General features: G+C 43.8%; 16 protein-coding genes. 12 read left to right on the top strand and 4 right to left on the bottom strand.

Annotated features, from left to right (window positions below):
• Window positions 1-8: 8 nt before the first annotated feature.
• Both J2736_RS09685 and J2736_RS09680 read right to left on the bottom strand, forming a co-directional pair.
• Window positions 9-305 (bottom strand): transposase, encoded by a 297-nt coding sequence (locus tag J2736_RS09685; protein ID WP_310225880.1) that lies wholly within the window; start codon window positions 303-305, stop codon window positions 9-11.
• Between the two features lie 261 nt (window positions 306-566).
• Window positions 567-977, bottom strand: a complete 411-nt coding sequence (locus tag J2736_RS09680) for a DUF6843 domain-containing protein (RefSeq protein ID WP_310225878.1) — start codon at window positions 975-977, stop codon at window positions 567-569.
• Window positions 978-1,147: 170 nt separating this feature from the next.
• Here J2736_RS09680 and J2736_RS09675 point away from each other — a divergent pair, with 170 nt between their 5' ends.
• The 4 genes from J2736_RS09675 (at window position 1,148) to J2736_RS09660 (ending at window position 4,951) form a co-directional block, all read left to right on the top strand.
• A complete protein-coding gene (locus J2736_RS09675; protein ID WP_310225876.1) occupies window positions 1,148-1,696 on the top strand; it encodes a hypothetical protein in 549 nt (182 codons plus the stop codon).
• A gap of 120 nt (window positions 1,697-1,816) precedes the next feature.
• Window positions 1,817-2,074 carry a hypothetical protein gene (locus J2736_RS09670; RefSeq protein WP_310225875.1) on the top strand — a complete coding sequence of 86 codons (258 nt, stop codon included), beginning with the start codon at window positions 1,817-1,819 and terminating at the stop codon, window positions 2,072-2,074.
• 138 nt (window positions 2,075-2,212) lie between these two features.
• A complete protein-coding gene (locus tag J2736_RS09665; RefSeq protein ID WP_310225873.1) occupies window positions 2,213-3,814 on the top strand; it encodes a DUF5050 domain-containing protein in 1,602 nt (533 codons plus the stop codon).
• A 54-nt stretch (window positions 3,815-3,868) separates the two neighbouring features.
• A complete protein-coding gene (locus J2736_RS09660; protein ID WP_310225871.1) occupies window positions 3,869-4,951 on the top strand; it encodes an MraY family glycosyltransferase in 1,083 nt (360 codons plus the stop codon).
• 342 nt (window positions 4,952-5,293) lie between these two features.
• On the opposite strand, the gene J2736_RS09655 is transcribed toward J2736_RS09660, so the two are convergent.
• Both J2736_RS09655 and J2736_RS09650 read right to left on the bottom strand, forming a co-directional pair.
• A complete protein-coding gene (locus tag J2736_RS09655) occupies window positions 5,294-5,980 on the bottom strand; it encodes a response regulator transcription factor (protein ID WP_310225869.1) in 687 nt (228 codons plus the stop codon).
• 35 nt (window positions 5,981-6,015) lie between these two features.
• A complete protein-coding gene (locus tag J2736_RS09650; RefSeq protein ID WP_310225867.1) occupies window positions 6,016-7,491 on the bottom strand; it encodes a sensor histidine kinase in 1,476 nt (491 codons plus the stop codon).
• 127 nt (window positions 7,492-7,618) lie between these two features.
• Here J2736_RS09650 and J2736_RS09645 point away from each other — a divergent pair, with 127 nt between their 5' ends.
• The 8 genes from J2736_RS09645 (at window position 7,619) to J2736_RS09610 (ending at window position 17,840) form a co-directional block, all read left to right on the top strand.
• A complete protein-coding gene (locus J2736_RS09645; RefSeq protein WP_310225865.1) occupies window positions 7,619-8,938 on the top strand; it encodes an ABC transporter substrate-binding protein in 1,320 nt (439 codons plus the stop codon).
• A gap of 73 nt (window positions 8,939-9,011) precedes the next feature.
• Window positions 9,012-9,902: a carbohydrate ABC transporter permease gene (locus J2736_RS09640; RefSeq protein ID WP_310225863.1), complete on the top strand. Its 891-nt coding sequence runs from the start codon at window positions 9,012-9,014 to the stop codon at window positions 9,900-9,902.
• A 34-nt stretch (window positions 9,903-9,936) separates the two neighbouring features.
• On the top strand, window positions 9,937-10,818 hold the full coding sequence (locus J2736_RS09635; RefSeq protein WP_310225861.1) for a carbohydrate ABC transporter permease: 882 nt from the start codon (window positions 9,937-9,939) through the stop codon (window positions 10,816-10,818).
• Window positions 10,819-10,825: 7 nt separating this feature from the next.
• Window positions 10,826-12,235 carry a sulfatase family protein gene (locus J2736_RS09630; protein WP_310225860.1) on the top strand — a complete coding sequence of 470 codons (1,410 nt, stop codon included), beginning with the start codon at window positions 10,826-10,828 and terminating at the stop codon, window positions 12,233-12,235.
• Between the two features lie 15 nt (window positions 12,236-12,250).
• Window positions 12,251-13,381 carry a glycoside hydrolase family 88 protein gene (locus J2736_RS09625; protein ID WP_310225858.1) on the top strand — a complete coding sequence of 377 codons (1,131 nt, stop codon included), beginning with the start codon at window positions 12,251-12,253 and terminating at the stop codon, window positions 13,379-13,381.
• A 220-nt stretch (window positions 13,382-13,601) separates the two neighbouring features.
• Window positions 13,602-15,821 carry a helix-turn-helix domain-containing protein gene (locus J2736_RS09620; protein WP_310225856.1) on the top strand — a complete coding sequence of 740 codons (2,220 nt, stop codon included), beginning with the start codon at window positions 13,602-13,604 and terminating at the stop codon, window positions 15,819-15,821.
• Between the two features lie 216 nt (window positions 15,822-16,037).
• Window positions 16,038-16,937, top strand: coding sequence for an ABC transporter permease (locus J2736_RS09615; protein ID WP_310225854.1), 900 nt, complete (start codon window positions 16,038-16,040; stop codon window positions 16,935-16,937).
• Between the two features lie 18 nt (window positions 16,938-16,955).
• Window positions 16,956-17,840 (top strand): carbohydrate ABC transporter permease, encoded by an 885-nt coding sequence (locus tag J2736_RS09610; protein ID WP_310225852.1) that lies wholly within the window; start codon window positions 16,956-16,958, stop codon window positions 17,838-17,840.
• The last annotated feature ends 17 nt before the right edge of the window (window positions 17,841-17,857 follow it).

Below are 17,857 nucleotides of genomic sequence, written 5' to 3'. Positions count from 1 at the left end.
CTTAAACCTCAGTTCTTTTCTTTGCTGAAGATGTGCATGGCCTTTTTTAGAATTGCGATCTCTTCTTTCAAATCCTCAATTTCCCGTTTCTGATCGTCAATAAGCTGAGACTGTTCACGAAGGTTTTCCATTTTGTTCACAGGTTCATGATCGAACTCCCGATATTTCCCCAACCAGTTTCGTAGGGTACCAGGATTAATATTCAACTCATCGGCGATATGCTCGAGAGATTTCGTTTGCTCTTGCACATACTTTACAGCTTCACGTTTAAAAGTTTCATTATATCGTTGTCTTGAATCGCTCATGGACAAACACCTCTTAGTTCATAGTTAAGATTATTATTACTTCTACACTAAGAGACGTCCACTTTTTATTCTAGATGCAGGCATCATCTTATCTTGCGTGTTTTCTTATTAGCACAGGAAATAAAGTGATGGTATAACGCTAAAGCGTTGAAATACGCAGGAAACTTCGATTTTGGAGCTTCTAACGTTATCGCATAACGTTATTGTTCAACTGGTCGTCCGTTAGCACGGATTAGCGTTTTCCCGTAACTTTATTGCACACTATTGTTGCTTCAAATAATCATCGTACTGTTCTTTTGTGCCTATAAATGTTCTAGCAACTGTTAGATTATCTTCGCCTCCACCATGCGAAGACACACCATGAAATTGTTCATGGCTTACTTTCTTACGCTGACCTTGATTATCAACATAGTTAACCTCAACACCTCCACTTTCCATGGTATTTGAGGTTTTCAACTTACCTGATTTTGGAATGGTATAAATAAATGCATTTTCTTCTTTTGGAAGCGGTGGGTAATCCAATTGATCGAAAGTAACTTGTACTTCTCCAACAAAATTTTCGGGCAAAAGGTAAATATGGTGTGGATTATTATTTATGGTAGTTATAAAAATGATTAAGCCTAAAAAGCCTAGAACCATGAATGTTAAGCCAATACATATATACTTATTCAATGGAACGCCCCCTTTTTAATGGTATAGAGTATCCTTTGGTTATTATACATCAAAACGATCGCGAATCTTCCGCATTCATGAACTGTTGGAAAGGAAATGCAACTATCCATGCATTGGCAGCGTCTATATATATGGGATTATTTGTTAGTACTTTGGAGAGGGAATAGGATATGAAAAAAATGTGGATCACTATGACAATTACTGGTGCGGTAGTTGCAGGAATACTCGCACTTACTCCTGCATTCGCTACTTCTACAACTTCTACTACTTCTACTCCAAAAGAAAAAGAACATACAACGACCTTTAAAGTAGTAACTGTACCAGCAGAGCAACATCAGAAGAAGGAAGTCGTAGAGCGATTGTACAAATCATGGGGAAATGGAATTAGTAAGATTGAAGAGAGTTATGGTGAAGAATTTAAAAAGGATGACTGGGATTTAATTTACGGCGTAGATATTGACAAGCATTTCACCAACCAACTTTCAGATGTTGAAGAGCAATCGTTCTTTATGGCGCTAAACGAGGCAAAAAAAGCATATAAAACGGGTGACTCTCAATATGGCATTTTGTTGCGTAAAGATCACAAAGCAGCCAGAGTAGTATGGGAACGTTCTAACGGAAACTTTCATATAGCGGATATCGTATTAAAGACCAAATCCACGATATGGAATACAGATGAACATATATGGACACTAGCTGATCAGGCGGAACTGCATTAGGTAATGTCAATGAAAGCTAAAAGAACGGTAAAAAACATTCCAAAAAAGTAAATAAATAGAATCCAAGTCGTTGTTGCTGTATAATGAAATAGAGAACATCGAGGAGGAGAGTGATCAGATATGCTAGAACAAATATCGGATTATTTATTTATGGGTTCATTAATTTTTTTGGTAATTACTGTATTTCTATTTTCCTCTGGCAGTAACTTTTTCAACACTTGGAATACGACTGGTGCAGCAACCGACTTACAAATGAATCACGACCATACAAAAATGGTAAATGCACAACACAGTCGATTAGTAAAACTTTTTAAATCATATCTCTTTTGGATTCCTGTTACTGGCATGATTGCTTCGGTAGTGTTATCTAATATTTAATCTATAATACGAATCAAGTCCGCGTAATTTGCGGGCTTTTTTTAATCGGATTTTGAAAAAATCAAGTGCTTGAAGTTGTAAATGGAAACTTATTACTTTTTGCTTCGTCTAATTGATTAGAAATGAATACTGGGAGCGATGAATGTGAATAAGCTTGGTATCGGTCTAGTTAGTATATTTTCATTATGCATGAGTATATTGATGCCTGTGGGGAGTGCTCTAGCCGCAGATGTTAGCGTGAAGGTTACGCTGCCAGACTTCGAGGTAAACTTGAACGGCAATACGGTTGACAATCAGTTCCGTGAATATCCGCTCTTGGTTTATCGTGATATCACTTACTTTCCGATGACCTGGTATGATACGAGACTGCTTGGCTTGGAAGCGAATTGGTCACCAGATGAAGGTTTGAACATTAGGCAAAACGAGGTGACTTCCTCCTATATGCCCTATCATTCTAATCATCGTAATGCGGTTACCTATGCAGCCGAGGTCCCCACATCGAGTGTTACTATTAACGGGAAGGTCATTGACAATACCAAAGAAAAGTATCCACTGTTAAGCTTCCGAGACGTAACGTATTTCCCAATGACATGGCGCTTCGCGCATGACGATTTTGGATGGGAGTACAAATGGGACAATTCCAGCGGACTTAGCATCACGTCCCATAACACGCAAATGCAAACAGTCGACCTTCCTGCATATGCGGATAAGAACGGTGTTGCCCTTTTCAAGGGATATTATTATTTCGTCGAGACGACGGGGACTACGAACCATGTATATCGTGCTCCTGTGCAGCAGCCCTCCCTCAAGGAGGAGATATATGCATATAGCTTCGGCAATACAGATAGGACACCATGGGTAATATCCTTTCAAATCCGTGACAACTCGCTGTGGTTTACCTACCACATGGGGGGAGGTTTTACGGGCAGCGACAGGTTTGTGAAAATCAGTGATGACGGGAAAGCTGAGTTGATGCTCTCCGGATATTTGGACTTCCACGACACGCATGACGGCACGTTAATTGTTCTTCAAGGCGCTGCGGCATACGAAAGAGGCAATTTGTATATAGTGCCTCCAGGTCAAGATGGAACGAACAGAAAGCGTGTTGGAGATTCGGGCGTGTTATACGGCAGTCATGTCACGTATAATGGAGACGTGGAAAATATTGACAATGGTTTCTCGACATCCGTAATCGGAGACGATGTGTACGTGTTAGCATCTCATGGGCAAACTGACTTAAACAACATATATAAAATCAACCTGAAAACGAATAAAAGCACGATGATCGTCGATGCAAGTGTCAACTTATTCCGAATCATTGCTAACAAGCTGTACTATGTAAAAGATGAGAATTACGCCTTATATTCGTCCGCACTGGATGGAACGGGCGAAACGAAACTTTCCGACCATCCGACATCATGGTTTGACAGCATTGATGGCAACGTATTTTACGCAACGAAGAAAGTAGCGAACCAATTCAATCTGTACCAGGTCGATTTGAACAGAGAAGACCCGCTCGTATGGCGTACACCTGTCTCCGAAGTGCGAGTGTTGAACAATCAACTCATCTGCCGGCTTGATGAAAAAGAAGACTACGGTGTCATAATCCTGGATAACTTAGGCCGCCTGCAGTTGAAAGTAGCGAATCCTATTTCGCGCATGCTTACGTCGGACGAGGGGATTCTTGTTGATACATCCAGCGGATCCAGCATACAGAGGATATCGTTGACCAACAAATAGTCGGTATACCGTAAGAGTGAATGCTTCATTATTATATTTTAGGAGTGGTAGGTAATGTTTGTTTCATCACTAATTGGATTTATGATTTCAGGAATCATCGTAGTACTAATCATACCTTTAATACGACGGATTTCCATTGCGATAGGTGCTGTAGCTGTTCCGAATCATCGTACAATGCATAGTACAATTATGCCTCGACTAGGGGGACTAGCTATATTCATCTCCTTTATGTCAGCCCTTTCTATGATGTATCCCCAAATCATACCGTCACTTCCCGCATTCTGGGGGCTACTTGTTGCAGCGTTTATGATTGAAATCGTAGGTGTCCTTGATGATGTGTACACGTTGTCTGCGAAGTGGAAATTGCTTGGCCAAATTCTTGCTGCGATGACAGTAGCCTTATCGGGTTACACGGTTGACCAAGTACATATTCCATTTGCTCAAGATCTTTATTTCCCAGGATGGATTTCAATCGTACTAACAGTCTTATGGATTGTGGGATTAATCAATGCGCTTAATTGGATAGATGGTTTAGACGGTTTGGCTACTGGAATCGCGGGAATTTCATGTATTACGCTCTGTATTATCGCAGGGTTAACTGGCAATATGATCGTACTGGTATTAAGTGCAACCTTGCTTGGAAGCTTAGCAGGCTTTTATATGTTCAACTCTGAACCTGCTTCAATTTTTATGGGTGAATCAGGCTCTGCGTTTCTTGGATTTGTACTGGCTGTCATTTCAATACTTGGCTTCAAACAAGCTGTATTCGTATCTTTTATCATTCCTTTACTCATTTTAGGTGTTCCGCTATTAGATACGCTCCTTGCGATGACACGTCGTGGTATTCAAGGTCGCCCATTATATGAGGCTGATCGTGGACATGTTCATCACAGACTGACTGACATTGGGGTTAGTCGTCGTAGCACGGTATATACGTTATATGGCATTTCATCATTCCTGGGTATGTGTGCCATTATACTTACCAAAGCATCCACATCGGCTATCACTCTCGTTATGTTGTTGTTACTGCTAGCCCTGCTAACATTAGCTGGAGCTGAATTAGTAGGCATATTTAAAGGCAATCGTCCATTGTATCAACTACTCCGGAAGTTACGGCGAGTTCGTGAGGAGAATTAATCAGTTCTTATATGTTTTGGGTTTTGGGGTAAGCAGCGCTTACCCCTATTTGGGTTCCCATTCAGCATCTCGCTATGAGCAGAGAACTGCAAAAATACATCTTTTTTAAGAAGAATAGACCGTTTATTTAGGAATTGCTGCGAAAATACATCCTTTTTTACCGATATTCCATAAAAAGGGTAAATATGGTATAAAAAGATGTATTATTGCATCTTTGCTAGTAGACTACGACTTTTCTAGTGGAAAAAGATGTATATTCGCATCCTTTTTTAGATTCTGAAATAAAAAGGACCGTCAGTTCAATTGAACTGACGGTTTCTCTTACGTCGACTCGAACCTAGACTAGAGCTTCTTCATTACCTCGAAAATGCGTAAATCGTTAATCGTTTGGATGACCAATGCCGAATCGGGCATTTGGAATTTTTTGAGAATGGAGTTGATTTGTTTTTTGATCGTTTCATATTCCACGCAGCGCTCCTCAGCAATTTGCTTCCGCTTCTTGCCTTCGCACAGAAGTCGTAGCACTTGTAATTCGCTGGGCGTTAGCTCGGATATGATCTGAATAATGTTCAGCAGGGAACTTTCGGCTCGCTTCACCCGAGCAAATTCCTCGCGAATTTTCTCAGCGATCATAGGACGAATTGGAGAAGCATTCATATAAGCGGCACGCACGGCCTCCACGATTTCAACGTCAGCAGCGTTTTTAAGCAAATAGTCCGTAATACCTGTCTGGAAGGCTGCAAAGATGAAGTTCTCATCCTTGTGAACGGTGAGTACGATGATTTTCATCTGCGGGTACTTTTCGCTAATTAATTTAGCCGCTTGAATGCCAGCAAACTGAGACTCCATCTCGATATCCATGAGAATCACATTCGGTTGATGAAGCGCTGCTTGAATAACGGCATCGTGCCCCGTTGAAGCACGGGCTACACAAGTAAAATCATCATATTTGGCGAATGTTCTTTCCAGCCTTCGGAGGTGGGCTTCCATATCATCGGCGATGAGAATGCGGATTGGTTGTTGTGTCATTGTGCAGGTTCCCCTTTCATCAGCTGTCCATTCCTCTAGATGATCGGCAGGAACACCGTAAAGGATGTCCCGACGTCTTTCTTGCTTTCTACGACAATCTTACCATCGTGGCCTAGAATGATTTTATGACAATAAGACAAGCCGATCCCCCAATTATTAACCGAAGCTTTTGTCGTGAAAAATGGATCGAAAATGGCTTCCAAATGTTCCTCAGGCACGCCAGGTCCGTTATCGGAAATTCGCAAAAGCGCCCAGCCGTTCTGCTGACTCCGTTCAACCACAATGCGTCCATCTGCTCGGAACTGCAGGGATTCGCTGGCATTGAGGAGCAGGTTATAGATAGCTTCGGTCAAATGAGCGAAATCCATATAGCTGATCGTGTGCAGCGTGCCAGGCGAATAGTCGACTTGGCAGCTGCTAGCTTGCTCGCTTAATCGAGCAATAGCCGCCTGAACGGGAAGATCGATGGACATCGGTTGGAGATTCAGGTTCATATTTTTTAATTTATCTGCTGCATCGTTTATGCTGGAGAGTGCTGTCTGCGACGATTGTAAAATAAGGTTGAGACTATACAGCGACTCACTGTCTGCTTGATGACGCTCTTTCAAATAAGCAGCCTCGGACTGAATGCCAATCAAATGATTCTTGAGTGCATGTGTAAAAGCGCGCGTTCCGAGCGTAGCCGTGTCGAGACTTTTATTAATTTGAATATCACGGTTTTTACGGTAATTCTCAATGGCATTAAATTTGAAAACGAAGTAAATCATCAAGATTAGGGTTAAATAGATGGCAAATGGAAACACAGGGAGTAGAATCGACTGATAGCCAAGCGGAGGCTGCAGATAGTTGAAATAATCCTTCAAATATGTTTCTTTAACCAATACTTTGGGGGCCCATGAGAAAATGAATAGATGGATGACGACGAGCGGAATAAAAAGCAGAACATGATACAGGGTTAGATTTTTAATAAATTTAATTTTTGGATAATTCAAATAGTAGTTGAAAAGTACGCCAAAAGCAACAAAAAGTATGAGATAACGAAGGCACGTTAAGGTTGTTTCGATCGTGGTAAGGACGACAAGACTATCCATCCAATGGCTCAAGGAGATATGAAAAACAGGATCATAGTACAACGTCTCCACGATAAAAAAGAGGGAGATGCCGCCATAAACCAAACGCTGCTTCGACAGGCTGAGACTGCGGGTGAAGGCCACCGAGAAGCCAAGCAAGGAGCAGTAAAACAGTCCGACACCGACGTTCAGCATGCGAATGAGCCAGTTAGGGTTGAATTTGGTTAATACCAAATAATTCCATGTACCAGGGCTGAAATCAAAGAACCCTTGAATGACATTGTAATAATAATTGAATTTACTTAGGTACAACATGAAGGATACGAACGAAAGCACCCAGCCGATAATGATGCCATACATGAAGCGAGTAGAGGCATGATTTAGCTTTTTATACGTGAACAATATCGTGAAAATAAGCAGGACTAAGGTAACGAACAGCATGGAATCACATCCTTCTCATTGCCAAATGGGGGAATAAAACATTCATCTGTCTGACTCTTTGGCATGTACGTATAATTCAAAGTAAGAAAACGCAAACAAATCATATCAAAAAAAGGGTGAGTGTCCAATGAAAAAAAAATTACAGCTCGGTGTAACCGGTACAGTACTGTTAGGATTGCTGGCAGGATGCGGATCCGCTGGGACCACAACAGGAGATAAAAACACAACGTCGCCGGATGCCAAATCAGCACCAGTTAACTTGAAAGCAACGGTCCTTCCGGATGATTTGGAAACGTTCAAAACGGCTTATGCGGAGTTTAGCAAAGAGAATCCGAATATTCAAGTGCAATTCGAAACCATTCCACAAGCACAGTACTATGAGAAGCTTCGCATGCAGCTGTCCTCTGGTGAGAATATGGATTTGTTCGGGGGCACGATGGACGTGTTCTTGGACACGGGTATCTTAGAGCCTTTAGATGATTATGTGAAAAAAGCAAATGTAGATGTATCCGGATACGGTCCATTGTACGATGCCTTAAAAGTAAATGATAAAGTGTTCGGACTTCCGTATCGGAAATCCAATTGGATCCTCTTTTACAACAAAACATTATTCGACCAAGCTGGCGTTACGTATCCGAAAGCGGATATGACGTGGAACGATTTCCGGGAACTGGCGAAAAAGATGACAAAAGGCGAGGGCTCAAATAAAGTGTATGGCGCTTTCGTACATCCATGGGCACAAACGTGGTATATGCAAGGCGTTCAAGCCGGGGCTTCCATTATCGATAAAGACTTATCCGCATTCAAAAAGGGACTTCAGTTCCGTATGGACATGGAAAAAGATGGTTCAATCATGGGCTGGGCAGAGCAAATTACAACATCCGCACATTACAACGCTGCTTTCCAAAAAGGCAATGTGGCGATGAATCTCATCGGCGATTGGCATGTTGCACAGCTCAGACAAGCAGAAGCAGAGAAGAAAATCAGCTTTGATTGGGATGTTGTACCCATTCCTCATCCAGAAGGTGTAGCTGCGAACACTAGCTTAGCGACACCCGTATCCTTGATGGTTAGTAAGAACTCCAAACATAAAGAAGAAGCGTTCAAAGTGGTTCAGTTCATGACGGGTGCCAAAGGCGCGAAACAATTTGCAGCCAAAGGCTTCCTTACAGGCTTTATCAATGATGATATTCGCAAGACCTATATTGGCGACGGCAGCTTGAAGCCGAAAAACATCCATTATTTCGTGGAACAAAAAGAATATCCCGAATATCCGTTGCTGCCAGGGGTGAAGAACATCTTGGTTAACAGCGTCTACAAACAAGAGGGCGAAATGGCGCTAACTGGGGCACAAACCGTCGATCAAGCGATTCAAAAGATAGGTCAGCGCGTTGCTACAGAGTGGGCAGATAAATATGCGAAGGATTACAAAGCAGGCAAGAACTAAGGAATAAGAACAAAGACAGTCGGGCTTCGCCGAATGAAGGTGAAGCTCGATTGCTTCGATAGGGGTGAAGCAGATGAAGAATTCAAGCAAAGCATTACGACGCAATCGGTTGACAGGATATACATTTCTACTTCCCAATATACTTGGATTTTTACTTTTCATTTGCATACCGGTTTGCGCTTCCTTCCTCATGAGCTTTACAGAATGGAATGGGTTTGATGAAATTAAATGGGCTGGCTTATCAAATTATATTCACTTATGGCGTGATGAAACGTTTCGTATCTCCCTGTTCAACAGTTTAATCATGACGGCGGTCTCCGTACCGGTGACATTGCTTCTTGCGATATTGGCAGCAGTCGCCCTCAATAAAGGTTTGAGAGGCGTTAAAATATTTCGGACGGCGATTTTCCTGCCGCACATTACAGCGACGATTGCCGTAGCGGTCGTGTGGCAGCTGCTTTATAATCCCACCATGGGTCCCATCAATGGGGTGCTAAGAAGCATAGGAATTGATCATCCACCTACTTGGCTTGCCTCCACACAATGGGCGCTTGCTTCGGTTATTATCGTCAGTATCTGGCATTCTATCGGTTATTACATGGTGCTCTATTTAGCTGGCTTACAAGGAATTCCTAAGGATCTCTATGAAGCGGCTGAAATTGATGGCGCAGGCAAAGTAAAGCAATTCCGTAATATTACAATTCCTATGCTGTCTCCTGTCATTTTCTTTACCGTCATTATGGGCATTATCAATTCGTTCAAAGTCTTCGATCTGGTGTTCGTTTTAACTAAAGGCGGACCTGGCCGCTCAACGCACATGTTGGTTTACGATATTTACTATACGGCTTTTCAACGCTTTGAGTATGGCTATGCCTCGGCAATGGCTTACGTGTTGTTCACGATTATTCTAATTATTACGCTGATTCAATTTAGAGGACAAAAGCGTTGGGTGAACTATTCCTAGCGAGCGGATTGGATGAGAGACAGGAGGAACCAGCATGAGTAGTATGCAATTAGAATCAAGCCAGATAACAATGAGGCTGTCGCGACGTCCACAGATTGGCGCACTAATTAGAAAAACAGTGGTATATCTGGTCGTGACTGCTGTAGCCTTGTCCATGGTTGTCCCTTTCCTTTGGATGCTTTCGGCATCCGTGAAGTCAGAGGCGGAAATATTTAGCTTCCCCATTCAGTGGATACCGAGCCAGTTTTATTGGTCGAACTATAGCAAAGTGTGGACCGAGCTGCCATTTTTCACCTACTACTTGAATACGATTAAAATTGCTGTACTGACCACGCTGCTGCAAATTATTACATGTTCCACGGCAGCGTACGCATTTGCCAAAGTGAAATTCCCGGAACGGGATAAATTGTTTTTCCTATATGTGGCGACGATGATGGTACCCTATCAGGTCATGATGATTCCACAGTTCATGTTAATGAAAAAAATTGGGCTTATGGATTCGCATTGGGCGTTGATTCTTCTAGGGGCATTTAGTCCATTCGGTGTGTTTTTGTTTAGACAATTTTTTATGTCTATCCCAGAAGAACTCTCGGAGGCGGCTAGAATTGACGGGCTGAGTGAGTTTGGTATTTATGCAAGGGTCATTCTACCGTTAATTCGGCCGGCGATTGCCAGCTTGACGATTTTCACATTTATGCATGCGTGGAACGATTTCCTCGGTCCTTTGATTTACTTGAACTCGGATAGTTTGTTTACGCTCCAGCTGGGAATGCAGCATTTCCAATCGGAACATGCTACAGAGTACGGCCCGTTAATGGCAGCTGCAGTATGCGCGATTATTCCAACTATTCTCATTTACTTTATGGCACAAGACCATTTCGTTGAAGGGATTTCCGCAGGAGCGGTGAAAGGGTGAGCCCGACATGAAGCCGAATATCATTTATATTTTTGCGGATCAATGGCGTAAGCAGGCTGTTGGGTTCGCGGGTGAAGATCCCGTTATCACGCCGAATATCGACCAGTTTGCACAGGAGAGTCTGGTATTTAATCATGCGCTCTCTTGTACGCCACTGTGCTCGCCGCACCGGGCGGCGCTCATGACTGGCAAGTATCCGCAATCGACGGGCGTCTATACGAATTGTAAAAATGGTGCAGACATCATGCTGAGTCCTGATGAAGTAGGTGTTGGAGATGCGCTGAAAGCTGCGGGGTATCAAACAGGCTATATTGGCAAATGGCATCTGGATGTGCCTGAGCAGAATGAATGTCCAGAGCCAAAATCCGGTGCACGCGAGTGGGATGCTTATACACCGCCGGGGCCGAAACGGCACGGCTTTGATTTCTGGTATTCTTACGGTGCGTACGATCATCATCTCAAGCCGCATTATTGGAGGGACACGCCGGAGATGATTCAAGTCGATCAATGGTCCTTGGAGCATGAGACGGATGTGGCGCTGGACTTTATCCGGGCTAAAGGGAAGGAACAATCGGATCCGTTTGCGTTATTCGTCTCCTGGAATCCGCCGCATAGCCCCTTCGAGCTTGTACCTGAACGCTACAAGGAGCTATATCGCGGGAGGGAGCTGAGCTTGCGTCCGAATGTAAGTTCGGAGGGGCTGGCTGCGCATACAGGTGAGCCCTTTAAGAGCGGGGATGAGGCCCTGCTTGGGTACACGCGCGATTATTTCGCTGCGGTATCAGGCATGGATGAACAGTTCGGCCGGATTTGGCGAGAGGTTCAGGAACTAGGCCTCGCAGAGAACACGCTGATCGTACTCTCATCGGATCATGGTGAGCTTATGGGTTCACACGGTCTAATGGCGAAGCATTCCTGGCATGAGGAGTCCATTGCAATTCCTTGTGTGATGAGCTGGAAAGGGACGATTGAGCAGGGAAGTACGGATGTGCTTTTTAATAGTGTGGATATTATGCCTACGCTGCTCGGGCTTCTCGGCGTTCCCGTTCCAACGACAGTTGAAGGATGGGATCTGTCTGGTGATCTTCTCGGAACGAGCTTTACAGACATATCTTCTGCTTTCATCTGCGCCTTCCCTGGAAGGAAGGATGCGATGGAGCTGTTCGCCTCCGCTGGTTTAGACAATCGGAGATATGGTTGGCGGGGAATCCGTACAAGCCAGTACACCTATGTCGTGCATAAAGGTTATGCGCCTGGCGCTGAGATACAACGGTTATTTTATGATCATGCGAAGGATCCGTATCAGCTCGAACCTGTCATCTTAAAGGAACGACCGCAGACGGAGCTATTCCTAGCTTTAGAAGAAGAATTACAGGCTTGGTTAGATCGGACACAAGATCAGTTTGAACTGGCTTAAGGGAGGATGACAACAATGTGGCGTGAGGCAATTGAAGACGCAATCGGCAAAGTTCGCAAGAATTTGGAACAGCATCCAGGTACTTTTCCACATATTACGAATGAGAAGCGCTATGCATGGTCCGCGAATGAGGATTGGATTGAAGGGTTTCATACAGGACTAACTTGGCTCAGCTATGAGTATAGTCAAGATGACTTTTTTCAAGGGCAAGCGAACCAACAAATTGCTGATTTTAAACAACGGCTGGAAGCGAAAATATGCTTAGATCATCACGATATTGGCTTTCTGTACGGGTTGTCCGCACTAGCCGGATGGATCGTGGAGAAGAATGAAAGCGCACGTGAGCTCGCCTTGCAGGCGGCGGATCATTTGCTCGGCAGATGGCGTGAGCAGGGTGGATTTTTACAAGCATGGGGACCGGAGAACGATGAGAAGAATGGCGGCCGGATCATTATTGATTGCTTGTTGAATTTGCCTTTGCTGTATTGGGCTTCCGAAGTCACTGGCCAATCCCACTATGCCGAAGTCGCTTACAAGCAGGCTGAGCTGTCCAGACGGTATCTGGTGCGTGGCGATGATTCTTCTTATCATACGTTTTATTTTCAAAAGGAGACCGGAAACCCGCTTGGCGGTGGCACCCACCAAGGTTATACGGATGGCTCGACTTGGACGCGCGGTCAGGCGTGGGGGATTTACGGATTTGCACTTTCGTACCGTTACACCAAGGATCCTGCATTCTTGGAAACGGCGAAGCGGTTGTTAAAGTACTTCCTCGATCATTTACCCGAAGATCATGTGGCATACTGGGACTTCAACGTGCCGATTGAGGAGAATACAAGTCGCGATAGCTCAGCGTCGGCGATCACGGCATGCGGAATGCTGGAGCTGCTTGATTTGATCTCGGAAGAAGATGTGGATCACAGCTGGATCAAGCAGGGACTGGATCACACGATGCATTCCCTTGTGAATAAGTATGCAACCATTGGCGAAGAAGCGGAAGGGTTGCTGAAGCATGGTTCCTATCATGTGCGAGGTAATAACGGCTTAGATGACTATATGATTTGGGGCGATTATTACTATTTGGAAGCCTTGATGCGGATGGAGCGGGGGATTCCAGGTTACTGGTACGAACGGAATACGAGGTAATGTTTTACAACGGGCAATTCTTATAGGCGTACAGCGAATAAGCTGTGCGCTCTTTTTGACATCCAAATGGGGGTATAAAACATTCACCTGTTGGATGAGGGGTAAAGTATGCATAATGAAATGAAAGTTAGATGGAACGTGTCCTGCAGATGAACTCATATCTCAACCCAAAAGGATGAACGAAATGATGATGAATGCTACGCTACGCCGGCGGAAGGTAATGACCGTCTTTAATCGCTATTTGCTTTCGTTTATTTTGCTGCTCTTTGTCCCCCTTCTTTTATTGGGGATTACGGGGTATTACCAACTAACCACAATTGTCGGGGACGAAATGGAGAGAAACAATCAATCGCTGTTGAATTCGTTCCAAAATGAGGTGGATAACAAACTTATTCTGATGAATAAGCTAGCGATTCAGATTACGGAATCTCCTGAGTTGTCACCGTACACCCTGTCACAGGATATGTTTAGTGAGTATCAAGGGAAAAAGATATTGGCAGGCATGGCTGTAGATGACAGTATTCGTGAAATTGTACTTCATGTTCGCGGCTCGGAGAAGTTATATTCCTCGTTAAGCACTTATAAAGTGAAAGACTATGTGGACAGCTTTTACTATTTTGCTGAGTGGAAGGAGGAACAATTTTATCATGATCTGAACCAGATTACCTCCACGATGCTTCGGCCGGCAGAAGATGTTCGGATGGATGGGCTGCCCGTCCAACGGTTGATTTCCTATCTGGTGCCAATTCCGATTCGGAATCAGAAACCGTATGGGACGGTCTTATTTGAGCTGAAAGAAGATTCTTTACTCAAAGGGTTGAATCCGGATTTGCTTTTACAGAACGGGAACGCGATTGTATTTGATCAGAATGGACGGGTCATTTCCGCGTATAAACAAGAGGAGATCTTGAAATCCGAAGGCTTTTACAAGCAAATTGTGAAGGGGGACAATAAAAATCATATTCAGGTATTACAGCACAAAAAATATGTCATCTCGGTACAAAAATCAACGCAAAGTGGTCTGACATATGTCACGATGCTGCCCCATGCTGCTGTCGTAGCCCCTGTTAAAGAAGTCATCTGGAAGTGGATTATTTGCTTGTTTATTATTGGAATCATAGGCTGCGGGTTCGTTTATTTGGTCATGGTATTAAATTATAATCCAGTTAAAAAGTTAGCCCATCTTGTCGAGACGCTGCGCGGTCAATCGCTTCAGAGGACGAACCTATTCGAAGCGATTGGCAGTGCTATCTATGATATAGCCCATTCCAATCAGACGTTAGGCCGCAAATTGGAAGAGAATAGGTCCGCCATCAAGGACCATTTGCTGGGCAGCTTACTCAATGGGGAATTTCTAACGCTAGACGAGGTAAACGAGCGGGGCGAGGAAGTTGGCGTGATGTTCCCTTTTGCCAATCTCACCGTGATGATCTTAGAAGTCCCTGTTTCCCAAGCGTTTTATAAGGAAATGCTAATTGCAGAAGTGGAGCGCCAGTTCGGGGAAGATGTCGTCGGGCATGTGAAGATGAGCTTGGAAGCAAGCAGAGTGATTTTCATTTTGTCATGGCGAGATGCGCGAATGGATCGGAAAGCTTGGTTGAATCATCTACATGGACAGATAAGTACAGTGTTGGACGTGTCAATCACGATGGGAATCGGACATAGTTATCAGGAGCTTACGCAAGTCGGACGTTCCTATTTGGAAGCCTCAACAGCGATTGATTATAAAATGATTAAAGGCAATCAACACGTGATCTTCTTCGAAGATTTGATGGCACATGATCATGCGGATCTGCTGAATCCTAGACGTATGCTCGACGAATTGGATAGGTTGCTGCAACAAGGGGATACTGCGCGGATCACAGCGGGTGTTCAACAAATGGCTTTGAAAATAAAGCAAAGCGGCATGACGTTATTCATCGCGAAAGAGCTGTGTTATGACATGAATCGCCTATTTATTTCGTTCATGGAAACAAGACATCCGGGAAGCGTAAGTGATAACATGCCCGATATCTTAACGTTGACCGACTATACCACATTGGATGACATTGCTGATTTGCTTATCGGAGCATGCACAACGTTATGTCAAGCCCTGGAAGAACCTAAGCAGGCATCACCTGCCATCATGATTGGCCAAATTCATCACTATATTTTGCAATCCTATAGTGAGTATGATTTCTCCGTACAAAAGATCGCCGAGCACTTTTCGATATCGTTGTCCTACTTGAGCCGTTATTACAAAGAGCAGACAGGCCGAACAGTCATGGATTATTTGAATGAGGTTCGGATTGAACAAGCCAAACGGTTGCTTCGCAACGATAACAGCTCCGTGAAGGACATTGTGCAGCAGATCGGCTATTATGATGTCTCTAGTTTTATCCGTAAGTTCAAACAACAAGTAGGCTTAACGCCTGGGGAATATCGGAAGCAAAATAAGTAAGAGGTTGTTGCATGAAATCGCATGTGTGGGGTTCAGATTCGACACATGGAAGAGGCAATCAGGCCCTATAATAGATTTCGCATAGTCGGATTACCGATCTCACTTATTTACCGACGGCCATGCTGATGATTAAATGACGTTATGAAGGCGGATACACACAAGTGAACACGCCAATAACTTCAAGACGAAATCAGATGCCGTGGAGGTGAATCCAACATGTTAGTAAAAAGAATTGTACGTAACTACGATTTATATTTGCTTCTGCTGCCGACGTTGGCCTACTTTATTATTTTTCACTATATCCCGATGTACGGTGTGCAGATTGCATTCAAAAACTTCAATCCCATTAAAGGAATTATGGGCAGTCCGTGGGTGGGCTTGGATAACTTCGAGCGCTTCTTTCAATCGTATCAATTGGGAACGATCATTAGAAACACGCTTGGGATTAGTGTATATGAACTGCTCGTGGCATTTCCTGCACCGATCATTCTCGCGTTAATGATTAATCAATTGACCAACGAGCGATTTAAACGCTTCGTGCAAACGGTTACATATGCACCGCATTTCATCTCCACCGTGGTTGTTGCCGGGATTGTGTATTTGCTCTTATCTCCCAAAACAGGCGCAGTGAATAGCCTGCTCGGTATGTTCCATATTGAACCGATCTTCTTTATGGGCAGTCCGGAATGGTTTAAGACGGTGTTCGTTTTCTCTGGGATTTGGCAAAATATCGGCTGGGGAACGATCATCTATCTGGCAGCACTGACGGCTGTCAATCCGGAATATCACGAGGCAGCGGTGGTTGACGGAGCATCGAAGCTTCAGCGCGTGTTCCACATTGATATCCCAGCAATCTTGCCGACGGTCATTATCATGCTGATTATGAACATGGGTCATATGATGAGCGTGGGTTTCGAGAAAGTGTATTTGATGCAAAACCAATTAAATATCGATTCTTCGGAAACAATCCAGACGTACGTGTATAAAGCAGGACTTGTCCAAGCGCAGTACAGCTATTCTTCGGCAATTGGTTTGTTTAATACGGTCATCAACTTCATCTTATTGTTGAGCGTAAACCAAATTGCCAAATCGTTAAAACAATCGAGCCTTTGGTAAAAGAAAGGAGGGAAATGTATGAAGGTGGCTAAAAATAAGGCGGATTGGACGTTCGACGTGATTAATTATTCGTTGATCATCATCTTGCTCCTACTTGTTGTCTATCCGCTTTATTTCGTAGTAACGGCTTCCGTGACCAATCCGGACGTGGTTTACTCCGGTAAACTGTTGTTTTTACCTGAACAAGTGACATGGGATGGCTACAAAAGGCTATTCTCCGATGCTACTATCTGGACGGGATTTAAAAATTCATTATGGTATACAGTTACTGGTACCACACTAAATGTTGTACTGACGGTGATGGCTGGCTATGCGCTGTCTAGATCCGATTTGGTCGGTCGCAATGTATTTATGTTCCTGCTTGTGTTTACGATGTTCTTTGGAGGCGGGCTGATCCCAACTTACCTGCTGGTGAAAGACCTCGGTTTATTAAATACAACGTGGGCGATGATCCTTCCCAATGCGGTTTCCGTGTTTAATGTCATCATTGTCCGGACCTTTTTTCAATCCAATGTGCCTGCTGAGGTGCTTGAATCGGCGATGATTGATGGTTGCTCGAATACGAAGTTTTTTGTGAAAATCGCAATACCGCTGGCGATGCCGATTGTGGCGGTGATGGTGCTATTCTATGCCGTAGGCCATTGGAATTCCTATTTCCAGGCGTTGATCTATCTGAAAAGCAATGCCTTGCAGCCCCTGCAAATTATTTTACGGAACATTTTAATTATGAATGAAGGCTCTGATTTACAGAATCTAATGGACGGCTCACAAGAGCAGCAGAAGAAGCTAGAACTTATGAAATATGCCATTATCATTGTCTCTAGTTTACCTATGATGATCTTGTACCCGTTTCTTCAGAGATATTTTGTTAAAGGTGCGTTAGTGGGGTCGTTAAAAGGTTAAGAGATGAACTATTCGAA

Source organism: Paenibacillus qinlingensis (assembly GCF_031455095.1).
Taxonomy (GTDB): domain Bacteria; phylum Bacillota; class Bacilli; order Paenibacillales; family NBRC-103111; genus Paenibacillus_E; species Paenibacillus_E qinlingensis_A.
This window is presented reverse-complemented; position numbering and strand designations above follow the sequence as displayed.

Excerpts from the sequence above, each read along its gene's own strand:
- J2736_RS09685 (WP_310225880.1), bottom strand. The coding sequence starts at position 305 with ATGAGCGATTCAAGACAACGATATAATGAAACTTTTAAACGTGAAGCT.
- J2736_RS09675 (WP_310225876.1), top strand. The coding sequence starts at position 1,148 with ATGAAAAAAATGTGGATCACTATGACAATTACTGGTGCGGTAGTTGCA.
- J2736_RS09670 (WP_310225875.1), top strand. The coding sequence starts at position 1,817 with ATGCTAGAACAAATATCGGATTATTTATTTATGGGTTCATTAATTTTT.
- J2736_RS09665 (WP_310225873.1), top strand. The coding sequence starts at position 2,213 with ATGAATGTGAATAAGCTTGGTATCGGTCTAGTTAGTATATTTTCATTA.
- J2736_RS09660 (WP_310225871.1), top strand. The coding sequence starts at position 3,869 with ATGTTTGTTTCATCACTAATTGGATTTATGATTTCAGGAATCATCGTA.
- J2736_RS09655 (WP_310225869.1), bottom strand. The coding sequence starts at position 5,980 with ATGACACAACAACCAATCCGCATTCTCATCGCCGATGATATGGAAGCC.
- J2736_RS09650 (WP_310225867.1), bottom strand. The coding sequence starts at position 7,491 with ATGCTGTTCGTTACCTTAGTCCTGCTTATTTTCACGATATTGTTCACG.
- J2736_RS09645 (WP_310225865.1), top strand. The coding sequence starts at position 7,619 with ATGAAAAAAAAATTACAGCTCGGTGTAACCGGTACAGTACTGTTAGGA.
- J2736_RS09640 (WP_310225863.1), top strand. The coding sequence starts at position 9,012 with ATGAAGAATTCAAGCAAAGCATTACGACGCAATCGGTTGACAGGATAT.
- J2736_RS09635 (WP_310225861.1), top strand. The coding sequence starts at position 9,937 with ATGAGTAGTATGCAATTAGAATCAAGCCAGATAACAATGAGGCTGTCG.
- J2736_RS09630 (WP_310225860.1), top strand. The coding sequence starts at position 10,826 with ATGAAGCCGAATATCATTTATATTTTTGCGGATCAATGGCGTAAGCAG.
- J2736_RS09625 (WP_310225858.1), top strand. The coding sequence starts at position 12,251 with ATGTGGCGTGAGGCAATTGAAGACGCAATCGGCAAAGTTCGCAAGAAT.
- J2736_RS09620 (WP_310225856.1), top strand. The coding sequence starts at position 13,602 with ATGACCGTCTTTAATCGCTATTTGCTTTCGTTTATTTTGCTGCTCTTT.
- J2736_RS09615 (WP_310225854.1), top strand. The coding sequence starts at position 16,038 with ATGTTAGTAAAAAGAATTGTACGTAACTACGATTTATATTTGCTTCTG.
- J2736_RS09610 (WP_310225852.1), top strand. The coding sequence starts at position 16,956 with ATGAAGGTGGCTAAAAATAAGGCGGATTGGACGTTCGACGTGATTAAT.